The 18,325-nt window shown below is 63.3% G+C and carries 18 protein-coding genes; 7 read left to right on the forward strand and 11 right to left on the reverse strand.

Going from position 1 to position 18,325, the window contains the following annotated elements:
• Positions 1 to 112: 112 nt before the first annotated feature.
• The 5 genes from prmB to uvrC form a co-directional block, all read right to left on the reverse strand.
• On the reverse strand, positions 113 to 1,135 hold the full coding sequence (gene prmB, locus ACMYR2_RS14950; protein WP_347263896.1) for a 50S ribosomal protein L3 N(5)-glutamine methyltransferase: 1,023 nt from the start codon (positions 1,133 to 1,135) through the stop codon (positions 113 to 115).
• Entirely contained in the window at positions 1,135 to 1,602 is a 468-nt protein-coding gene (locus ACMYR2_RS14955; RefSeq protein WP_141382306.1) for a molybdenum cofactor biosynthesis protein MoaE, read from the reverse strand. Before ACMYR2_RS14955 ends, prmB begins: the two co-directional genes overlap by 1 nt.
• Before the next feature lie 22 nt (positions 1,603 to 1,624).
• Positions 1,625 to 1,876 (reverse strand): molybdopterin converting factor subunit 1, encoded by a 252-nt coding sequence (moaD, locus tag ACMYR2_RS14960; RefSeq protein WP_347263897.1) that lies wholly within the window; start codon positions 1,874 to 1,876, stop codon positions 1,625 to 1,627.
• Complete coding sequence (gene pgsA, locus ACMYR2_RS14965; RefSeq protein WP_347263898.1) at positions 1,873 to 2,490, reverse strand: CDP-diacylglycerol--glycerol-3-phosphate 3-phosphatidyltransferase; 618 nt, start codon at positions 2,488 to 2,490, stop codon at positions 1,873 to 1,875. The genes moaD and pgsA overlap by 4 nt, the downstream gene beginning before the upstream one ends.
• Positions 2,491 to 2,623: 133 nt before the next feature.
• The gene (uvrC, locus tag ACMYR2_RS14970; protein WP_416193237.1) at positions 2,624 to 4,696 is read right to left on the reverse strand and encodes an excinuclease ABC subunit UvrC; all 2,073 of its coding nucleotides are present in this window, start codon (positions 4,694 to 4,696) and stop codon (positions 2,624 to 2,626) included.
• 291 nt (positions 4,697 to 4,987) lie between these two features.
• Between uvrC and ACMYR2_RS14975 the strand changes: the two genes are divergently transcribed.
• Positions 4,988 to 5,608 (forward strand): outer membrane protein, encoded by a 621-nt coding sequence (locus tag ACMYR2_RS14975; protein ID WP_347263900.1) that lies wholly within the window; start codon positions 4,988 to 4,990, stop codon positions 5,606 to 5,608.
• Between the two features lie 185 nt (positions 5,609 to 5,793).
• On the opposite strand, the gene ACMYR2_RS14980 is transcribed toward ACMYR2_RS14975, so the two are convergent.
• The 3 genes from ACMYR2_RS14980 to ACMYR2_RS14990 all read right to left on the reverse strand — a co-directional run bounded on the left by ACMYR2_RS14980 (position 5,794) and on the right by ACMYR2_RS14990 (position 8,285).
• Entirely contained in the window at positions 5,794 to 6,648 is an 855-nt protein-coding gene (locus ACMYR2_RS14980) for a 23S rRNA (adenine(2030)-N(6))-methyltransferase RlmJ (RefSeq protein WP_347263901.1), read from the reverse strand.
• A 98-nt stretch (positions 6,649 to 6,746) separates the two neighbouring features.
• Positions 6,747 to 7,439 (reverse strand): ribonuclease T2 family protein, encoded by a 693-nt coding sequence (locus ACMYR2_RS14985; RefSeq protein ID WP_416193238.1) that lies wholly within the window; start codon positions 7,437 to 7,439, stop codon positions 6,747 to 6,749.
• Positions 7,440 to 7,829: 390 nt separating this feature from the next.
• The gene (locus ACMYR2_RS14990) at positions 7,830 to 8,285 is read right to left on the reverse strand and encodes a hypothetical protein (RefSeq protein WP_347263903.1); all 456 of its coding nucleotides are present in this window, start codon (positions 8,283 to 8,285) and stop codon (positions 7,830 to 7,832) included.
• 266 nt (positions 8,286 to 8,551) lie between these two features.
• Here ACMYR2_RS14990 and ACMYR2_RS14995 point away from each other — a divergent pair, with 266 nt between their 5' ends.
• Positions 8,552 to 8,842 carry a hypothetical protein gene (locus ACMYR2_RS14995; protein ID WP_347263904.1) on the forward strand — a complete coding sequence of 97 codons (291 nt, stop codon included), beginning with the start codon at positions 8,552 to 8,554 and terminating at the stop codon, positions 8,840 to 8,842.
• A gap of 26 nt (positions 8,843 to 8,868) precedes the next feature.
• Positions 8,869 to 9,399 carry a DUF3617 domain-containing protein gene (locus ACMYR2_RS15000; protein WP_347263905.1) on the forward strand — a complete coding sequence of 177 codons (531 nt, stop codon included), beginning with the start codon at positions 8,869 to 8,871 and terminating at the stop codon, positions 9,397 to 9,399.
• Positions 9,400 to 9,529: 130 nt separating this feature from the next.
• On the opposite strand, the gene ACMYR2_RS15005 is transcribed toward ACMYR2_RS15000, so the two are convergent.
• Complete coding sequence (locus ACMYR2_RS15005; RefSeq protein ID WP_347263906.1) at positions 9,530 to 11,167, reverse strand: HisS family protein; 1,638 nt, start codon at positions 11,165 to 11,167, stop codon at positions 9,530 to 9,532.
• A gap of 259 nt (positions 11,168 to 11,426) precedes the next feature.
• Between ACMYR2_RS15005 and ACMYR2_RS15010 the strand changes: the two genes are divergently transcribed.
• Positions 11,427 to 11,771, forward strand: a complete 345-nt coding sequence (locus ACMYR2_RS15010) for an endonuclease domain-containing protein (protein ID WP_416193239.1) — start codon at positions 11,427 to 11,429, stop codon at positions 11,769 to 11,771.
• Between the two features lie 76 nt (positions 11,772 to 11,847).
• On the opposite strand, the gene ACMYR2_RS15015 is transcribed toward ACMYR2_RS15010, so the two are convergent.
• Entirely contained in the window at positions 11,848 to 13,512 is a 1,665-nt protein-coding gene (locus tag ACMYR2_RS15015) for a pilus assembly protein TadG-related protein (protein ID WP_347264243.1), read from the reverse strand.
• 12 nt (positions 13,513 to 13,524) lie between these two features.
• On the reverse strand, positions 13,525 to 13,965 hold the full coding sequence (locus tag ACMYR2_RS15020) for a TadE/TadG family type IV pilus assembly protein (RefSeq protein WP_416193240.1): 441 nt from the start codon (positions 13,963 to 13,965) through the stop codon (positions 13,525 to 13,527).
• A gap of 552 nt (positions 13,966 to 14,517) precedes the next feature.
• On the opposite strand from ACMYR2_RS15020, the gene ACMYR2_RS15025 reads away from it, so the two are divergent.
• The 3 genes from ACMYR2_RS15025 (at position 14,518) to ACMYR2_RS15035 (ending at position 18,293) form a co-directional block, all read left to right on the forward strand.
• Positions 14,518 to 15,855: an aspartate aminotransferase family protein gene (locus ACMYR2_RS15025; RefSeq protein WP_347264241.1), complete on the forward strand. Its 1,338-nt coding sequence runs from the start codon at positions 14,518 to 14,520 to the stop codon at positions 15,853 to 15,855.
• 119 nt (positions 15,856 to 15,974) lie between these two features.
• Positions 15,975 to 17,423, forward strand: coding sequence for an EAL domain-containing protein (locus ACMYR2_RS15030; protein WP_347264240.1), 1,449 nt, complete (start codon positions 15,975 to 15,977; stop codon positions 17,421 to 17,423).
• A 15-nt stretch (positions 17,424 to 17,438) separates the two neighbouring features.
• Entirely contained in the window at positions 17,439 to 18,293 is an 855-nt protein-coding gene (locus tag ACMYR2_RS15035; RefSeq protein ID WP_347264239.1) for a TIGR01459 family HAD-type hydrolase, read from the forward strand.
• Positions 18,294 to 18,325 lie beyond the last annotated feature (32 nt).

The following is an 18,325-nucleotide window of genomic DNA, read 5'->3' on the forward strand; positions in this document are numbered from 1 at the left end:
CATGCAGACAGACCCTTAGCGCGTATTCCGCAAAAGTGGATACCGGTTTTGCGATCAGAATACGCGCAAGTTTTTGATCGAGAGCATTTTCTTACGGCTAACCGGATTCCACTTAGCCGGAAAATGCTCTCAAACCCGCCGCATCGATCCAGAACACCTCGCCCTCGGACTCCTCGGTATCGAGCCAGAGCAAATCCGCGCCGGGATAAGCCCGCTCGATCGCCGGCTTGCAGCGACCGACCTCGCACAACAGCCCGCCTCCCGGCGCGAGATGAGTCCTGGCGCCATCGATGATCCGCCGCACCAGATCGATGCCCTCAGTGCCGCCGTCGAACGCCATCCTCGGCTCGGCAAGGCACTCGCGCGGCAGTCCCGCCATGCCCTTGGCATCGACATAGGGCGGGTTGGAGATGATCAGGTCATAGCGCCAGCCCCTGACCGCCGCGAACAGATCGCCTTGCGCAAGCTGAATACGATCATCAAGGCCGTGCTCCCTCACATTGCGGGAAGCGACAGCGAGCGCGTCAGCCGACAGGTCGGTCGCGTCCACATTCGCGTTCGGAAAAGCGCGCGCCGCAAGAATGGCGAGACAGCCCGAGCCGGTGCAGAGATCGAGCACACGGGTGACGGTTTCGGGATCGCGCAGACGCAGCACCTCGTCGCCGCCGAAATGCGAGTCCAGAAGCTCTCCGATGAACGAACGCGGCACGATCACCCGCTCGTCGACATAGAACGGCAGGCCGCGCATATACATCCTGTTGACGAGATAGGCGGCAGGCTTGCGGGTAACGATGCGCTGTTCGATCCAGCCGAGGATGCGCCGGCCAGCCGCTTCCGGCACCCGCCGGGCGGCCTGCGGTTCGACCTCGTCCGGATGCAACTGCATGGCCTCGCCGACCAGAAAGGCCGCCTCGGCGACCGGATCGGTGGTGCCATGTGCGAAGGTGACGCGCGCGCGCGTGAGCGTTGCGGCTGCATGGCGAACATAGTCGAAAATCGTGTCGAGTGCCGGAGCCGACGTTCCGGCGACAGCGGAGTTCGCAGCCTTTGCGGCGGCCCGCGCCGAAGGACGTTTTCGGCCCGGGCCGGAAGTCGCGGCTTTCGATCGTCCGCCGCGCGCGGCGGTCTTCGCCATCAGGGTTTGGCCCAACGTGCCGCAGCGGTGTCGTCGCGGTCGTGGGCGTCAACCCAACCGGAGCCGGAGGCGCCCTCCTCCCGTTTCCAGAACGGCGCTTTCGTTTTCAGATAGTCCATCAGGAACTCGGCGCCCTGGAACGCGGCCTCACGATGAGAGGACGCGGTCACCACGAGAACGATGTTCTCGCCCGGCACGATCCGGCCATAGCGGTGAATGACGGTGATGCCGGTGAGCGGCCAGCGCGAAACCGCTTCCTCGGCGTGACGCGCGATCTCGGCCTCCGCCATGCCCGGATAATGTTCGAGCGTCAGCGCGGCGATCGCCTCGCCATCCTCGTCGCCCCGGCAGATGCCGCTAAAAGTCACGACCGCGCCGATGTCGGTGCGGCCACGCGACAACGCGGCAACCTCATGCGCGAGGTCGAAGTCGGCTTCCTGCAGGCGTATGGTGATGGGAACGGTCATCGTCGGAGCCGGAACTGACAAATCAGCCGCCGGTCATCGGCGGAAAGAAGGCGATCTCACGCGCGCCCGCGATCGCCGTGTCCTGGTTGACATGCATCCGGTCGATCGCGGCGCGGATCACCTTCGGTTTCTCGAAGGCGTAGGCATATTCCTCGCCCCGCTGCGACAGCCACGCGATCAGGTCGGCAACCGTCGCGACGGCCGCCGGCGGATCGAGCGCTTCCTCGGCCTTGCCGATCCGCTCGCGCACCCAGGCGAAGTAAAGCACCTTCATTTTTCATCCTCCTCCATGAGGTGGTGAATGCCGGCATGGAAATAGTCCCAGCCTGTATAGATGGTGAGGATCGCCGAAATCCATAATAACAGAAGCCCGATCTGGGTCACGAAGGGGAATATCAGGTCGCCGGCCTCGCCCGCGAGCAGAAACCCGATCGCAACCAGCTGCACGGTAGTCTTCCACTTCGCGAGCTTGGTGACCGGCACGCTGACGCGCAGCGCGGCAAGATATTCGCGAAGCCCTGAAACCAGAATCTCGCGGCACAGGATTACGATCGCCGCCCACAGCGTCCAGCCATGGATGATGCCGTCCGCCGCCAGCATCAGCAGGCAGGACGCAACCAGAAGCTTGTCCGCGATCGGATCGAGCATCTTGCCGAGGGCGGACTGCTGATCCCAGATTCGTGCATAATAGCCGTCGAAGAAGTCCGTCACGGCGGCCGCGATGAACACGCCCAGAGCCACCCAGCGCAGCTGCAGCGGCCCGTCCATGATCGATTGCGCGTAGACGCAGCCCACCACCACCGGGATCGCGGCGATGCGAGCGTAGGTGAGGATATTCGGCAGCGACAGGATGTGCTTCGCGGTCGCCTGGCTGGTTGCAGTGTTCATTTCATCTTACCAATACCGTCCCGGCGTGAACGTCAACCGGCCGCGCGGCGCAATTTTTCGGCCCCGTGACCTATCACCGATCTTACTCATTGATCTTAATACAAAAAAGAAGACCAACATCATAACAAAGCCGTCACGCCGGCCGGGCGTGAAAAAAGTCGAAGATCCGGCGGGCACTTTCCGCGCTGATGCCCGGAACCTTGCCGAGATCCGCCAGCGACGCCCGCTCGATCTCCTTCAACGTTCCGAAATGATGCAGCAGCGCGCGCTTGCGCGCCGGGCCGATACCGGGAACCTCCTGCAATCCGGCTTCCCGGATGTCCTTTCTACGCAGCTTGCGATGCGATCCGATGACAAACCGGTGCGCCTCGTCACGCAATCGCTGGATAAAATACAGAACCGGATCCCGCGGTTCGAGCTTCATCGCCGGACGATCCGGCAGGAACAGGGTTTCGCGGCCGGCATCACGGTCCGGCCCCTTGGCGACCGCCATCAGCGCCACGCCACTTAGTCCCAGCTTGTCGAAGATCGCGCGAACCGCATTGAGCTGGCCGAGACCGCCGTCGATGATCACAAGATCCGGCCATTGCGGCACGGCGTCCTGCCCCGATTCAGCGGCGGAGTGCGGACCGGCGGCGTTCTGCGTCAGCAATCTCTTGAAACGGCGCTCCAGCACCTCGCGCATCATCGCATAGTCGTCACCGGGCGTCAGGCTCCCGGACTTGATGTTGAACTTGCGGTATTGATTCTTGAGAAAGCCCTCGGGACCGGCGACGATCATCGCTCCCACCGCATTGGCGCCCTGGATGTGGCTGTTGTCGTAGACTTCCACACGCCGCGGGGGCCGCGGCAGGCCGAGCACCGCCGCCAGGCCCTGCAACAGCCGCGATTGCGTCGCGGTATCCGCCAGTTTACGGCCCAGCGCTTCGCGGGCGTTAGTCAGCGCGTGCGCGACCAGCTCCTTCTTTTCGCCGCGTTGCGGCGTCGAGACCACGACCTTGCAGCCGGCCTTGATCGACAGCGCATGGGCGAGCAGTTCGCTTTCCTCGATCCGGTGCGACAGCAGGATCAGCCCGGGCGGCGGCTTGTCGTCGTAAAACTGGGCGAGGAACGATCCGAGCACCTCCTCCGGCGCAAACGACTTCTCCGCGCGCGGAAAATAGGCCCGGTTGCCCCAGTTCTGCCCGGTGCGGAAGAAGAAAACCTCGACGCAGAAATAGCCGCCCTCCTGATGGATGGCGAAAACGTCCGCTTCTTCCACCGTGCGCGGGTTGATGCCCTGCTGCGACTGGATCGCCGATAGCGCGGCCAGCCGGTCGCGATACAGCGCCGCGCGCTCGAAAGCGAGGTCAACTGAGGCCTGCTCCATCGCGCGGGCCAGATCTTCCTTCACCGCGCGGCTGCGGCCCGACAGGAAGTCGGTCGCCTCGCGAACCAGGGCCGTGTAGCCGGGGAAATCGATCTCGCCGGTGCAGGGACCGGCGCAACGCTTGATCTGGTGCAGCAGGCAAGGCCGCGTCCGGCTTTCGAAAAAGGAGTCGGTGCAGGAGCGCACCAGGAACGCCCGCTGCAGCGCGGTTATGGTGCGGCCGACGGCCCCGGCGGAAGCGAACGGCCCGAAATAGCGGCCCGGCCGTGATTGGGCGCCGCGATGCTTGAGAATCTGCGGCGCCCAGTGGTCGCCGGTGATCAGAATGTAGGGAAAAGACTTGTCGTCGCGAAGCTGCACGTTGAAGCGCGGCCGCAACTGCTTGATCAGATTCGCTTCGAGCAGCAACGCCTCGGTCTCGGTCCCGGTCGATACGATCTCGACGGCGGCCGTCGCCGCGATCATGCGCGCGATGCGCATCACCTGGCCGGTCGGCCGGGCGTAGGACGACAGGCGCTTGCGCACGTTCTTGGCCTTGCCGACATAAAGCACGTCGCGGGCGGCGTTCATCATGCGGTAGACGCCGGGCGAGGTCGGTGCGTGGCGAACCGCATGTTCGATCGCCGCGCGTCCGATCGCGAGCGGAACCTCCGGGACCGCATCCATGAACTCGTCCGGAACATCGGGCAGCCGCGCCTCGTCGTCCTTATCGGTCTCGACGCTTGCGGGATCGATGTCCTGTTCCATCGCCATGCCGTCGCGCCGCACGATCGCCGGGGAACCCGGCGTCTGTCCGGACCCGATCGGCTTCTCGGGATCGGAAGAATCGCTCGTCATGTTCCTCAGGTAAGCCATGAAACCGGCGGATGCCAGCGACCTGCCCGCTCACCCGAGCATGGCCCTGGGCGCTGCTCAAAACAGGCCGGTACCCACTTCGCTCGAAAACGCGAGGTGCCGCCACGCCGGTAACACTTTCTTAAGGACAAGAGACGGCGGGGGCGCCGTCTTAAGAACCGCTTAACTTAAAACTTTCGATAAATCCTGCGTATCGAATTCAGCATTTCGTAGCCATGCGGCCTTGGGTCGCGATGTCACGATAAGAAGCGGTAAAGCGTTGGAGTGCCGGAGATGACCAGGATAACGATCGCAGCATTGGCGGCCATGGCGTCAACCGCGCTGATCGGCGCCGCGCAGGCCGCTGATTTCTCCTACCGGGAGCCCTACACCGTCAACCAGCCGCTCAACGCCTTCAGCTGGGCGGGGCCCTATCTGGGCGGCAACCTCGGCTATGCCTGGGGTAGTGTCCAGAACAGCCTCACCCGGCCGGACGGCGTGTTCGGCGGCGTACAGGCCGGCTTCAACTGGCAGAGCGGTCCGCTGGTGTTCGGCCTCGAAGGCGACATCCAGGCCAACGCCGCGAACGACACCTTCGCGGCCTGGAAATTCTCAAATCCCTGGTTCGGCACCGTGCGCGGCCGCATCGGCTACGCGTTCAATAACGTCCTGGTTTACGGAACCGGCGGTGTTGCCTTCGGCAAACTGCGCGCCGAAACCTTCGGCCTGTCGGAATCTCACACCAGCGCGGGCTGGACGGTGGGAGTGGGCGCCGAAGTCGGCATCTACCAGAACTGGACCGCGAAGGTCGAGTACCTCTATGTCGATCTGTCGAGCAACAGCTTCACGATTACGGGCGCGCCTCACAGCTACCAGTCCGGAATGGTCCGCGCCGGCATCAACTATCACTTCTAGAGTCTGTTTCAACTGCGTTGAACCAGACTCGCCGCTTATCTTTTGTTTGAGCATGATCTTGTCCGAAAACCGGTTTCCACTTTTCGGGATCATGCTCTAATAACGAGAACAACAATCATCGCACTGGACTTCCGGCCGCTCGCGCGGCCGTTTTTTTTTTGGCGTCCCTTGCAGGCATCCCCCGTTCAACCGGCGATCGCTTCGAGCCTGAAGCGGGCGCCGCCGCCCTGACCCAGCGGTTTCTCCAGTTCGGGAAGGATGGACCTGAGTTCGCCCCTCAACGTCCAGGGTGGATTGACGATCAGGAGCCCGGCCGACGTGAGCGGCCCGTCCACGGTCTGCGGCGCCACGCTGAATTCCAGCCGCAGGCATTTGTCAGCCCCGCCTCCCGCGACCGCGCCGACCTTGCGGGCAAGATCATCCGTCGCCCGGCGCCGCTTCGCCGGATACCACAGCAGGTAACAGCCGGTCGGCCATTTGGCGAAGGCTCCGGTGAACCCGCCGGCGAGGCGTTCGAATTCATCCTCGCGCTCGAACGGCGGGTCGATCAGCACCAGCCCGCGCCGCTCCTTCGGAGGCACGAACGCGGTCAGCGCCATCCAGCCATCGAGATCGACCACGTTGGCCTGCGCGTCGCGGCGCAGCGCATCGATCAACTGCTTTCGCGCAAGGGGCTCGATTTCGCAGGCGGCCATCCGGTCCTGCGGCCGCAGCAAAGCGCGCGCGATCAGTGGCGATCCCGGATAGCAGTTCAGGCCGCGCCGGGGATTGAAGGCCCTGACGATATCGAGATAGGGCGCGACCAACGGAGCAACCGCGTCCGAAAAGCGCGCCTGCATCAGCCGCGCAATGCCGGTCAGCCATTCCCCGCCGCGACCTGCCTCCTCGCCGGCCAGATCGTAAACGCCCGCGCCGGCGTGAGTATCGATGACACGGAACGCCGCCGGCTTCTCGTGCAGATAGGTCAGAACGCGAACCAGCACGAGATGCTTGATGACGTCGGCAAAGCTGCCGGCGTGAAAGGCGTGGCGGTAATTCATGGGCGAAAGCCTTTACGCTACTCACCTCAAGCCGCAAAGCGTTGCGTCCTGCCGAACGCGCCACGGACCATCGCGGCCCGGTGCAAGCAGGCGTTGCTTCAGCCTCCGCGCACAGGAGGCATCACCACCTGATCCCGGCGGCAGGCTCGCCGGTCGATTTCCTCACAGGCACGGAATTGCAGGTCCTTGTTCATGCAGATCCGCACCTCGCTGAGCCTGGTCCGGTCGCACATCACCGCGATGGCGGAACGGCTGAGGCCCGGATTGTCCTTGACGAAAGCCTCCTCGATGGCATCCGCCGTGACGCTTTTCGGTGCGGCGAGATCGGCGAATTCCGCCGGGATCTTCACAGCGGCCCGCGCTTTGCGGATGGTCTCGAAATAGGCCTGCGCGCTCAGCCCCGAGCAGGTGCCGTGCTTGTCCCACTGGCTGTAGATCAGCCCCGGCGCAGGCATCAAATCCAGCATCGAGGCCATGATGCGGCGATCGAGCCGCGGCGCCGGACGCTGGCAATAGTCAGGAAAGCCATGCTCGTATTGCGGCCAAAGGCCGTGCACCACGAAAGAGAACGGCCGTCCGCCGCACTGGGTCTGCTGCGACCGGCCGGCACTGCCGCGTTCCTCCGCGGCGGCGCAGAACGAAGGCGACCATGACAGCGACAGCACATAGAAATCGAAAGCGCCGGGCGCATTCTGTCGCTGGTCTTTTGCCACCGCATCGGCCGTCCACCCCGCAAGCAGGATCAGCCACGACAAAACAGACGCGGCCGCCGCGCGAGACACCCATCTCATGACGCCAACTCCTCAGCCCAGCCGGAATCAGGTTCTCATGCAAGACCCGAGAACGAGAGAACCAGCCATCATAGCATAGCGACCAGAGGTCGGGATATTTCTAGAATCTTTCCGATTCCGAAAATCAGAATCGGACTCAATACTCTTTGGTTGACGCGCCTTCTTAACGCAAAATGGCCGTCCGCTCGAAAAACAATATAGTATCGATTGCAGGCATTCTTTACGGCGGATTCCGCCAGGCCGGAAATGATCTGGATCACAATGATATCTGGATCTAATCGATTCAGATATCACGATGTGGTCGACTTCAATATGCCGAGAAGCGGGACGCGGGTGGAAAACGCTGCGCGCTTTTCGTTGTCCCGCTTTACGGTTGGGCGGTGAGACAACTTACGGTTGGGCGGTGAGACAACCCGGATTGTAGGCCCAGTTGCGATCGAGGCCGACCACGCACCACTCGACGCCCTGCCCCATGCTGGCGATCCCACCGTCCTCGACAATGGAATAATGCACCGTGCGGACTATGCCATCGCTGACCATCGCCTCGGCGGTGCAGTAGCGGCGCGGGATGTTATCGGACTCCCTGGGCCGGAACGCCCTTTCATGGACATTGCCATAAGCGGTGATGCGCAGCGGGGAATTCCAGAACTTTCTTTCCTTCTCCCAGAACTGCGTCGTGATGGTCGGCAGCCCCGCCTCGCAGCGTGGCAACTGCCCTTCGTAGCTCGGTCCGAACACGGGAAAATTGAACGCTTGCGCAACCGGCATCGCGGCGAACAGGCCCAGCGCCGTGCCCAACGCCACGCCGGCAGCGGGTTTCTTCAATGATGTGATAAGGTTGCGCATGGGAAGTCCGCCAATGGTCCGCTCCTTGCGACGGTGCCGTGAAGCACGCGCAAGGTCAAGTGCGGCGACGCAACACCCGTCTCCTAACTCCGGGATGAGCGACCAGCTGTTCTTTTCATGGCCCGCTTCGCGTTCTAGAACATCGCTTCTGATTGAATCAGAAGCGATGCTCTAGTTTGTTGTTCTGACGCGTTTTCTTCACGCGAACCGGTATCCACTTCGCTCGAAAACGCTATAAGGTCGGAATCGCAACAATGGAGATGAGGATGAGACTGTTCGGAGCGGCCTTGCTGGCGGCGATGACCGGCTCGCTGGTTTTCGCACCGGCGCGGGCCGATTGGGTGCCTCCGCTCAAGGGCAACGACACCGGGGGAATCATCTCCTATTCGCTGGCCGGCGCCGGTGATGTCCGCGTGATTGCGGCCGATCACTGCGCGCGCTACGGTAAGGTGGCGAAATTCCTCGGCGTCCAGGCCTATCCCGGCGGCTATATCTCGTTCGCCTGCCGCTGGGTGCCCTATGGCCCGGACCAGCCTCCGCTGCAAACCCGCTACTGAACTGTTACGCCCTGACGGAGCCTGCGATGCGACAATCATCTCGTCTGTTGATGTTCCTCCTGCCGCTGGTTCTGCTCTCCGCCGCTCCTGCGCTCGCGGAGGTGCAACTGCCGCTCCGCAAGGCCGGGCTTTGGGACGTCAAGGTGGACCATGAAGGCGGCAGAATGCCGGGAGTCGCGGTTCAGCAATGCACCAGCGAGGCCGTGGACCGCGAATTCACCTCGGATTTCGCGCCTTCCGCCAAGCAAAACTGCTCGAAGGCCGATGTCCAGAAAACCGCAACCGGCTATGTGATGGATTCGGTCTGCACCCTCGGCGGCACGACGGTGACATCGCACGCCGAGGCCACGGGCGATTTTGACAGCGCCTATACGGTGAAGGTCGCCGCGCGCAGCAGAGGCGGCAAGTTTGGAGACCGGAACAGCAAGATCACCATCGCGGCGAAATGGGTCGGCCCCTGCAAGGAGGGACAGACACCCGGCGATGTCGTGATGCCCGGCGGCTTCAAGATGAACATGCGCGACTTCGAAAAGTTCAAGTCGATGGCGCCGCATTAGAGCGGCGGCCGGTCAAATGGAATCGGCGCCGCCGCTCCATTTATTGATTGAGCATCGGATTTATCCCGAAACCGGTTCCCACTTTCGGGTCCGATGCTCTAATCCGCGTGGGATTAATTTTGAAGGGTAGCTAATCCCACCTCACGCCGAGGCGCGCGAGCAGCTTCCGCACTTCGGCGACGAGATCGCTCTCATCGGCCTCGATCTGCGCCTCGGCCTGCTTCTTCAAATATTCAGCGCGATCCTCGATCGAGGTCAGCCCCGCGCCGGCGATCAGATCCTTGATCAACACCTTGCCGTTAGCTTTCTCGTCCGTGCCCTGAATGATGGCGCACGGCGAATCACGCTTGTCGGCGTATTTCATCTGCTGCCCCAGCGAATGCTTCGGGTTGCCGAGATAAAGCTCGGCACGGATACCGGCATTGCGCAAATCGGCGACCATCTTCTGGTAGCCCGCGATCTCGCCGCCGAAGACCGTGACCACCACCGGACCCGGCTGCGATTTTGTGTCGAGTTGGCCTAGCATCGTCAGCGCGGCCTGCAACCGCGATACGCCGATGGAGAAACCTGTCGCGGGCACCGGCTCGCCGCGAAAGCGCGAGACGAGACCATCGTAACGCCCGCCGCCGCCGACCGAGCCGAAGCGCACCGGGCGGCCCTTTTCGTCCTTGGTTTCGACTAGGAGTTCAACTTCGAAAACGGGACCGGTGTAGTATTCGAGGCCACGCACAACGGAGGGATCGATGCGAATGCGATCGGCTTGATAGCCTCCGCTCTCAGCTAGCTCAGCAATATTATGAAGCTCTTGAATGCCAGATAACGCAAGAGAGCTATCGGCAAACTTATCCTGCAACGATCTCAGCGTTTGAAAATTGTTTCGAGCATACTCTACATTCAGTTTCGTAGGTTCTGCACCGAACAACGCTATGTTCAATTCTACAACTTCCGAGCCGACAACCGTGTCACCCTTCTCAGGCGTTATCCCATGGGGATCGTGCTCCCAAGTTGGAATATCGAAATCGGCAAACGAAACGAGACGGTCTATTTCATCAGCGCTAAGACCCGCCCCCTTTGTAAAATCGCCGCTCTCATCTTTACGTCCCTCGCCGAGCAACTGACGCACGCCCTCGATGCCAAGTCGATCCAGCTTATCTATCGCGCGCAGCACCGTGAGCCGTCGCCCCGCGTTCTCGTCGCCACCAAGCCCGATGCTCTCCAGTACCCCATCGAGCACCTTGCGATTATTCACCTTCACCACGTATTGTCCGCGCGGGATGCCGAGCGCTTCCATGGTGTCGGCGGCCATCATGCACATCTCGGCGTCGGCGGCGGACGACGCCGAGCCGACCGTATCGGCATCGAACTGCATGAACTGACGGAAGCGGCCCGGTCCCGGCTTTTCGTTGCGGTAGACATAGCCGGCGCGATAGCTGCGATAGGGCAGCGCGAGGTTCTGGAAATTCTCCGCTACATAACGCGCCAGCGGCGCGGTGAGATCGTAGCGCAGGCTGATCCACTGCTCGTCGTCGTCCTGAAACGAGAACACGCCCTCATTGGGACGATCCTGATCCGGCAGGAACTTGCCGAGCGCGTCGGTGTATTCCATCGCCGGCGTCTCGACCGGCTCGAAGCCGTAGCGCTCATAGACCGCGCGGATTTTTTCGACCATCTGCCGCGTGGCGGCGATGGCGGCGGAACCGCGATCCTCCAGCCCGCGCGGCAGGCGGGCGCGAAGTTTCTGCGGCTTTTTCGGTTTCTTGTCGGACATGGGCGCTCATTTGTAAGTCAGTAGTGACTTACAGCCGGGTTACCAGCCGACACGCAGACGAGCAAGGCGCTCTTGTCTGCCAACAGACCCCACTCCAATTTGCGAACAGCCCCTCACCCCGACCCTCTCCCCGCAAACGGGGAGAGGGAGAAACCAGGCATCTATTTATGAGGGAACGCCGATTACAAGCTGTCCTAACCTCTCCCCGCTTGCGGGGAGAGGTCGGATCGTGAAACGATCCGGGTGAGGGGCAATTCGCATGCGTGGTCCGCGGCCAGCCGTTACCGAATTCTCACGGCGTCTGCGCACCAATTCAACGGACGCCGAAGCGAAGCTTTGGAAGCATCTCCGTGCCCGGCAGATCGACGGCCGCAAATTTGTGCGGCAGGCGCCGGTCGGACCCTACTTTTGCGACTTCGTTTGCCGCGAGCAAAAGCTCGTCGTCGAGGTAGATGGCGGCCAGCACGCAGCTTCGCGAAAGGACAAACGTCGAGACCATTATCTAACTATGAATGGATATCACGTTCTTCGATTTTGGAACAATGATGTCCTCGGCAATATCGAGGGCGTTGTTTCTGTCATCCATGCCAAGCTAAGGGGATAACAAGAAGCCCCTTACCCGGCCGCCTTCGGCGCCCACCCTCTCCCGCAAGGGGAGAGGGAAAGCGCGGCTTACCTTATCAATTCACCAGCACCGCGCCGTCGCAGCGGATGCCGGAGACCCAGACATCCGCCTGCCCGATGCCGATACCGAGCGTCGCCAGAACCTGCGCCAGAACCTGATCGATCGACCCGGTTGCGCCGCTGATGATTCCCGCCACGGTCGATCCAAGACCGGGAATCGGCAGACCGAGCGGCCCCACATTCACCTTGAGCGAGAGATCGCCCAGCAGGCTCGCGGTCAGCGACGAGGTGAAATCGGTGGTGGTCACCGTCTTTTTCGTCCGCGCGACGATGTCGGAATAGCTGAAAGACACAGCGGTCGGCGCGGTGTTGCCCATGCCGGCATGGGCGCGGCCGGTCACGGTGATCGCGCCGAGATTAACCAGCGTCGCCGCGCCCGGATCCGGCTTGCTGGTGAAGTTGGTCATTTCGGCCACCGAGACGTCGCCGATCCAGGCATCGACGATGCCGGGAGTGACGCCGAGCGTGACGCTGGAGGTCGCAACGTCCGGCCGGCCGCAACTCACGCTATCGAGCGTTGCGGTACCGGAGGCGACCTCGACATAGAGCGGAAGATTGACGGCCGACACCGCGCCGGCGCCGATCAGCTTGACCGTGACCAGCACGCGGGTCTGCGCGGTGTGAACGCTCGCGCCTTCTCTCCCCACCGTCATCCAGCTCTTGCCCTGGGGGCGCTCGCCGATCGTCGCCCTGACGGAGACGGCGGCGATGCCGGGCAATCCGAGATCGGCTGCGGCCACGATCTGGTTGGCGCCGTTGGCGATGGCGCCGGTCGCCGAGAGCAGATCGAACACCGAGACGCCGACGCCTGCTTTCGGTTTTGAGCCGACCGTCATCGGCATATAGGGGCCGACGTCGAGCAGCTTTCCGGGCACGATGGTGGAGGTGAGCCCGGCAAGCGCCAGCGAGACGTTCGACAGCGCGGCCGTCGCGGCATTGATGCCGTTCGCCGCCTGCTGCGCGCTCAGCATCGCAGCCACGATGTCGGCGACCTTCACCTCGCCCGAGAGCATGGAGTCGTAGGTGACGCCGGTCAGGTCGAGCCGTGTCGCCAGCGCGTTGAGGAAATCAAAGGCGTCGATGCGGGCGTCGATCAACGCCTGGTAGTCCATCACCGAAAGCGACAGCGTCGTTCCCAGCATCCGGCCGAGAACCGCGTTGAGCAGACCACCGTTAAGCGCGAGCAGGCGCGAGCCGATCGCGAACGAGGCGAGCGCGGTGCTCGCGGCCGTCGCCCGGCTGGTGATGTCGAAGTGGTCGCTGCCGCCCGCGAACATGCGGGCAAAGTAAAGCGGCGTCTCGGTACGCAGCGTGACCCGCGCCGCGTTGGGCGCGCCGGTCGCGGGGGTGACGAAGCGCGCCTGCGGCGCCAGCGCCGCGCTCGCCGTGAAGGTGCCGAGTTCGACGGAGAGCAGCGCGCTCGCCGGATAGCCGTTGGCCGTGACGGTGGCGGCGGCCGCCGCTCTGGCTTTGCCAAGATTGCCGGCGGCGACGATGGCCGCGAGGTCGGCGGCGCTCTGCGCCTTGCGGCGATCGGCATAGATCGCGCCGACATCCACGCCGAGCGCGGTGCAGCCGAGCACCAGCACCATGCATCCGGCGCCCATGATCGCGAAATTGCCGCGCGTGTCCGAGAGGAAGCGCCGAAGCAGGTGTCGCACAGCAAGCCCCCCTCAGAAGCCGCCGAACGGAATAGCCGCCGACCGCACGATGACCGAGGGCGGCGACGGCACGAACGGCAGGGTAAAAATGATGCTGTCGGATGCGTCGTAATTGACCGTGACGACGAAGACGCCGCCGCCGGACGTCGCCGCGCTCATGGTGAGATGGCCGGGCTGCAGAAGGGGATAAGACCCGGCGTTGGTCGTGACGTAGTTTTCAGCGAGGCTGGCGCGTTCGATCTCGCTCAGGCCCGCGACCGAGGAACGCGCGGCTTCCGCAGCCAGTTGCTGCACGCCATGCACCATGGTGAGGTAGGCGCCGAACACCACGATCCCTGCCACCAGCACCAGGAACAACGGCAGAAGCATCGCGAACTCGACCGCGGACGCCGCGCGAGCACAGCGTGCGAAGCGCGGAAGGGCCGAGGCGTGGCGTAGGGAGAAACGTGTCATACGGCCTACTGAGCCACACAACTATTAAGTGTATATTAATCTGAAAATAAACCTCAGGTAGTAGTATGTTCCAGCCGGAAGAGCCGCTTGATATCTGGCGAGCTCTCCCGCATTTTCAACACACACCCCGTCCAGACTGGGTCATCCGGGCCGGATCGTCCGAGTCCGGAGTACAGTCCACGCTTTCAACGACGCAAACTGCATTCCACAAGCGCGTTTTCTTCACGCGAACCGGTGCCCACCTCGCTCGAAAACACGTTGATTGTTGTTCTGACGCGTTTTCTTCACGCGAACCGGCGTCCACTTCGCTCGAAAACGCGTTGATTGTTGTTCTGACGCGTTTTCTTCACGCGAACCGGTGCCCACTTCGCTCGAAAACGCTATAGGTAGTGTAATTCAAGCTCGGACATTCGCTGCCTTTTCGAACCCACAACATCGCCACGGAAGGCGCAGCAGCATCATGAAGCGACTTCCGACGCCCGGATCGCGCGCCGCCGGCGGCAGCGCCAAACCTTATCCGCAACGCGCTGAAACAAAGTGAGGGGATCCCCGATGTCAGACAACAACCTTGCCCTCAACATCCCGAACGATCTTTCCGCGTTCTGGATGCCTTTCACCGCGAACCGCGCCTTCAAAAAAGCCCCGCGACTGATCGCCGGCGCAAAGGACATGCACTACATCACCACCGATGGCCGCAAAGTCCTCGACGGCGCGGCCGGCATGTGGTGCTGCAACGCCGGCCACGGCCGCCCCGAGATCGCGGCGGCGATCGCCAGACAGGCCGAGGCGCTGGACTTCGCGCCGCCGTTCCAGTTCGGCATCCCGCAGGCCTTTGAACTCGCGAACCGCGTCTCTGAACTCGCGCCGGAGGGTCTCGATCATGTATTTTTCTGCAATTCCGGATCGGAGGCCGCGGACACCGCGCTGAAGCTGGCGCTGGCCTATCACCGGATCGCAGGCCAGGGGAGCCGCATCCGCCTGATCGGCCGCGAGCGGGCGTATCACGGCGTCGGCTTCGGCGGCACCGCGGTCGGCGGCATCGTCAGCAACCGCAAAATGTTCGGGGCGCTGCTCACCGGCGTCGACCATCTGCAATCCACCTACAACCGCGAGAAGCAGGCGTTCAGCAAGGGCGAGCCGCAATGGGGCGCCGAACTTGCCGACGAGCTGGAGCGCCTCGTCGCCCTCCACGGCGCCGAAACCATCGCCGCCGTGATCGTGGAGCCGATGGCCGGCTCGACCGGCGTGCTGCCCGCGCCAAAGGGCTATCTCAAGCGGCTGCGCGAGATCACCCAGAAGCACGGCATCCTTCTTATCTTCGATGAGGTCATCACCGGCTTCGGCCGTCTCGGTCACGCGTTCGCCGCCGAGCGCTACGGCGTGCTGCCCGACATGATCACCTTTGCAAAGGGAGTGACCAACGGCGCGGCCCCGATGGGCGGCGTGCTGGTGCACAAGACCATCCACGACGCCTTCATGACCGGCCCCGCGAACGCCGTGGAGGTATTCCACGGCTACACCTATTCGGCGCATCCGCTGGCCTGCGCCGCCGGGCTCGCCACGCTCGACATCTACCGCGCCGAGGAACTATTCGAGCGCGCGCGCAATCTTGAGCCGAAATTCGCCGACGCGGTGATGAGCCTGCGCGAGGAACCCAACGTGGTGGACATCCGCACCGTCGGCATCACGGCGGGCATCGAGCTCGCGCCCAACGAGAACGGGCCGGGCGACCGCGGCTTTACCGCGCTGAGAGCCGGTTTCCACGATTACGATCTGATGATGCGCATCGCAGGCGACACGCTGGCGCTTACCCCGCCGCTGATCATCAGCGAGGATCAGATAGGCGAGATCGTCGACAAGACCGCCAAGGTGATTCGCGCCGTCGCCTGAATGACCGGTCCGATTTCGGCGGACAACGGCAGAAGACCTATCCGCCGAATCAGCGATAATGGTAGTGAGAGGGACCGGAAGCGCCGGAGATCGCTCCGCGCCGGAAGCATTCACACCAGATGATCCGCATTTCCACGATTTTCATTGCCCTCTGCATGGTGCTGGTCTCCATCTCGGTGGGCATCGTGCTCTATTCGCTGGCCGGCCTGAGCGCCTCGGAGTGCGCGGTCGTGACGCTGGCCGTCCTGACGGTCCTCATCCTCTACAACGCCGTCTCGATGCGGATGCGCGGCCGCAGCACCGCCGAAGGCCAGATCGCGGATCTGTCGCGGGGCGTGGCCGACCTGGCCCGCCAGGTCTCCGATTTCGGACGCCGCCTCGCGGCAGCCGAAGGCAAGATCGTCCAGGCGAATTCCGCAGCTTCGAACCGCAATCAATCCGGACTTCAATCAGCGCTCGGTGAGATCAGCGAACTCGGCGGGCTGGTCAAGCAGCTTGCCGCCATGGTCGCCGCTCATGACGACATGCTGACGGCCCTGCCATCCGCCGCTTGCCCGCCCGCGGCCGAACCGGCTCCACCGGCAAGGCATTCGGATCGCGAGGCTCTTGCGCGGGCGATTTCGGCGGCGCCTGCGATTATTCGAACGACAGCCAGTTCCAGTTTCAGTTCCGCGCGGCCCCATGACGACGCACAGATCCTGACAATCAAAAACGCCATCGAGACCAACGGCGTCGATCTTTTCCTGCAACCGATCGTCACGCTCCCGCAGCGCAAGGTGCGCTATTACGAAGCGATGACGCGACTGCGCAATGCCGGCGGCGCTTATCTCGCGGCCGGCGACTTCATCCCAGCCGCCGAATCCGCCGGCTTGATGGGAAAGCTGGACAACACGGTCTTGTCCCGCTGCGTGCAGGTTCTGCAGCGCCTTCACACGCGCAACAAGGATGTCGGCCTGTTCTGCAATATCGCCATGGCGTCGCTTGGAAATCCGGAAACCTTCGCGCGGTGCCTCGACATTCTCGAAGCCAATCGCGCGTTGGCCCCCTCGCTGATCCTCGAATTCAAATACGCCACGCTGCGCGGCCTCGGCATTCCCGAAAGCGAGCACCTGGCGGCGCTGGCGCAGCTCGGCTGCCGATTCTCCGTCGACCATGTCACCACCCTGCGGATCGAGCCGCGCGAGCTGGCCGACCGCGGCGTCCGCTTCATCAAGGTGCCCGCCTCGCTGCTGCTGGATCCGAAACAAACCTCGACCTCCGATATCCATCCGGCCGACATGTCTGATCTGCTGGGACGCTTCGGCATCGACCTGATCGCGGAACGGATCGAAGACGAAAAAGCGGTCGTCGATCTGCTCGACTATAATGTTCGCTTTGGCCAGGGATTCCTGTTCGCCGTGCCGCGGCCGCTACGCCAGAAGGCGGCGGAAGAGCCAGCCGATAAAGCGAAGCCCCGCGCCGGCGGCGCGGCCGGAACCGAGACCCAGCGCGGCGCGATCAAAACCGAACATTCGCCTCGCATGACCGGCAACGCCGCCCTGGCACGCCGCTCCGGCGACGCCGCCTGAAAGCATCCCGCCGCCATGACCACCCTTCGTTTCATCGACCATCTGCGCGAACTCGCCACCGAAAGGGACGTGGTGCTCTGCGACGTCTGGGGCGTCGTTCACAACGGGGTCGTGTCGTTTCGGGAAGCCTGCTCCGCGCTGAAAACGTTCCGCGACCGCGACGGCACCGTCATCTTCATCACCAATGCGCCGCGTCCGGCCGACGCCGTGCGGCGGCAGTTGCGCAGGTTCGGCGTTCCGGACGATGCCTATGACGGCATCGCTTCATCCGGCGACCTGACGCGCAACTACGTCGCCGAGCATCCGGCCAAGGCGATTTTCTGGCTCGGGCCTGAGCGCGACAGCGCGATCCACGAGGGCCTCGATCCGGTATTCGCGCCGATCGAGCGCGCCGACTACATCATCTGCACCGGCCCCTTCGACGACGAGACCGAAACCGCGGAGGACTATCGCGCCCTGATGATACAGGCGCGCGAGCGCAAGCTGCCGCTGATCTGCGCCAATCCCGATATCGTCGTGCAAAGCGGCGACCGGCTGCTCTATTGCGCCGGCGCCATCGCAGAGCTTTATCGCGAACTCGGCGGCGAGGTGGTTTTCTACGGCAAGCCGCACCGGCCGATCTACGAGCGCGCCATGGCTCTGGCGCGAGAACGGCGCGGCGGGGACACCCCGTTGAGCCGGGTGCTGGCCATCGGCGATTCCGTGCGCACCGACCTCATGGGCGCGCACGCCTTCGGCATCGACCTGGTGTTTCTGACGCGCGGCATCCACTCCGAGCAGTTCGCCGGCATCGACCAGCTCGATCCTGCCTCGGTCAAGGAGGTGTTCGGCCGCCCGCCACGGGCGCTGATGCGCGAGCTCAAGTGGTAGGGCTCACTTCTGAGAGACTTCTCAGTGAACGC

It is taken from the genome of Nitrobacter sp. TKz-YC01, assembly GCF_047824785.1.
Classification (GTDB): Bacteria; Pseudomonadota; Alphaproteobacteria; order Rhizobiales; family Xanthobacteraceae; genus Nitrobacter.

Bases quoted from the DNA above. Each gene is read 5' to 3' on its own strand.
- prmB (WP_347263896.1), bottom strand. From the start codon at position 1,135: ATGGCGAAGACCGCCGCGCGCGGCGGACGATCGAAAGCCGCGACTTCC.
- ACMYR2_RS14955 (WP_141382306.1), bottom strand. From the start codon at position 1,602: ATGACCGTTCCCATCACCATACGCCTGCAGGAAGCCGACTTCGACCTC.
- moaD (WP_347263897.1), bottom strand. From the start codon at position 1,876: ATGAAGGTGCTTTACTTCGCCTGGGTGCGCGAGCGGATCGGCAAGGCC.
- pgsA (WP_347263898.1), bottom strand. From the start codon at position 2,490: ATGAACACTGCAACCAGCCAGGCGACCGCGAAGCACATCCTGTCGCTG.
- uvrC (WP_416193237.1), bottom strand. From the start codon at position 4,696: ATGACGAGCGATTCTTCCGATCCCGAGAAGCCGATCGGGTCCGGACAG.
- ACMYR2_RS14975 (WP_347263900.1), top strand. From the start codon at position 4,988: ATGACCAGGATAACGATCGCAGCATTGGCGGCCATGGCGTCAACCGCG.
- ACMYR2_RS14980 (WP_347263901.1), bottom strand. From the start codon at position 6,648: ATGAATTACCGCCACGCCTTTCACGCCGGCAGCTTTGCCGACGTCATC.
- ACMYR2_RS14985 (WP_416193238.1), bottom strand. From the start codon at position 7,439: ATGAGATGGGTGTCTCGCGCGGCGGCCGCGTCTGTTTTGTCGTGGCTG.
- ACMYR2_RS14990 (WP_347263903.1), bottom strand. From the start codon at position 8,285: ATGCGCAACCTTATCACATCATTGAAGAAACCCGCTGCCGGCGTGGCG.
- ACMYR2_RS14995 (WP_347263904.1), top strand. From the start codon at position 8,552: ATGAGACTGTTCGGAGCGGCCTTGCTGGCGGCGATGACCGGCTCGCTG.
- ACMYR2_RS15000 (WP_347263905.1), top strand. From the start codon at position 8,869: ATGCGACAATCATCTCGTCTGTTGATGTTCCTCCTGCCGCTGGTTCTG.
- ACMYR2_RS15005 (WP_347263906.1), bottom strand. From the start codon at position 11,167: ATGTCCGACAAGAAACCGAAAAAGCCGCAGAAACTTCGCGCCCGCCTG.
- ACMYR2_RS15010 (WP_416193239.1), top strand. From the start codon at position 11,427: ATGCGTGGTCCGCGGCCAGCCGTTACCGAATTCTCACGGCGTCTGCGC.
- ACMYR2_RS15020 (WP_416193240.1), bottom strand. From the start codon at position 13,965: ATGACACGTTTCTCCCTACGCCACGCCTCGGCCCTTCCGCGCTTCGCA.
- ACMYR2_RS15025 (WP_347264241.1), top strand. From the start codon at position 14,518: ATGTCAGACAACAACCTTGCCCTCAACATCCCGAACGATCTTTCCGCG.
- ACMYR2_RS15030 (WP_347264240.1), top strand. From the start codon at position 15,975: ATGATCCGCATTTCCACGATTTTCATTGCCCTCTGCATGGTGCTGGTC.
- ACMYR2_RS15035 (WP_347264239.1), top strand. From the start codon at position 17,439: ATGACCACCCTTCGTTTCATCGACCATCTGCGCGAACTCGCCACCGAA.